The sequence below is a fragment of the Canicola haemoglobinophilus genome (genome assembly GCF_002015075.1).
Classification (GTDB): Bacteria; Pseudomonadota; Gammaproteobacteria; order Enterobacterales; family Pasteurellaceae; genus Canicola; species Canicola haemoglobinophilus.
This window is the reverse complement of sequence record NZ_MUXZ01000059.1, coordinates 1-714: the sequence shown is the minus strand read 5'-3', so window position 1 is coordinate 714 and position 714 is coordinate 1. Positions and strand designations below refer to the sequence as shown.

Genomic DNA, 714 nt, shown 5'->3' with positions numbered 1-714 from the left:
TAGGTTTATTAGGATTGCCAAAAGCACCCAAAAATATATCTGTGCAAGCCAAACGTGAAAACTGGCAATCTCGTAAACGTGAAGGTCGTGGCGGTGGCTTAGAGTACGCCTTTAGCAGTCTTCCAATCGAAGTGCAGCAAGAGATCCTACTCAAAACCACCCCACAACAAACCGCAGCGGAATTGCAAAAAATTGAGCAAAACCGACCGCTTGCCAGTAATGAATTATGGCAAATGTGGGACGATGCGAGTCACAAAGCTCAAGAACAAGCCAAAATTAAGCTAGGCGTAATGTTTGCGGTGGCAAATTTAGTGGAAAGTGGCGTGAATGTTTTAAATGCCTTTGACGCAGTATGCGGCAAAGAGAATGCAGAAAGACAACAAAACAACCAAAAGAAACTGACCGTAGGTTCATTAAAAAACTGGTGGTATCTCATTAAAAACGCCCCTCGTGAAGATTGACTGCCGTTATTGCTCAATAACAGTGGTAAAGGGACGAAAAAAACGGCAGAGATGGATGAGGCAGCGTGGAAATTCTTCAAAAATTTCTACTACAGCCGAGAGCAACCGAGCATTGCACATAGCTACCAAGTATTAAAACAAGCAGCGGTGTTAAATACTTGGAAAATCCCTTCGCTTTCTTCATTAAAACGCAAAATGGCACGAGAAGTCCCTAAAACCGAAGAAGTGTATCGACGTGGCGGTAAATACGCTC

At 43.4% G+C, this 714-nt stretch carries 2 protein-coding genes; both read left to right on the top strand.

From position 1 onward, the window contains the following. Positions 1–461, top strand: a 461-nt coding sequence (locus B0186_RS12110; protein ID WP_268875299.1) for a DNA-binding protein, incomplete at its 5' end; no start/stop codon positions are given. 51 nt (positions 462–512) lie between these two features. Next, positions 513–714, top strand: a 202-nt coding sequence (locus B0186_RS12105; protein WP_328588253.1) for a DNA-binding domain-containing protein, incomplete at its 3' end; no start/stop codon positions are given.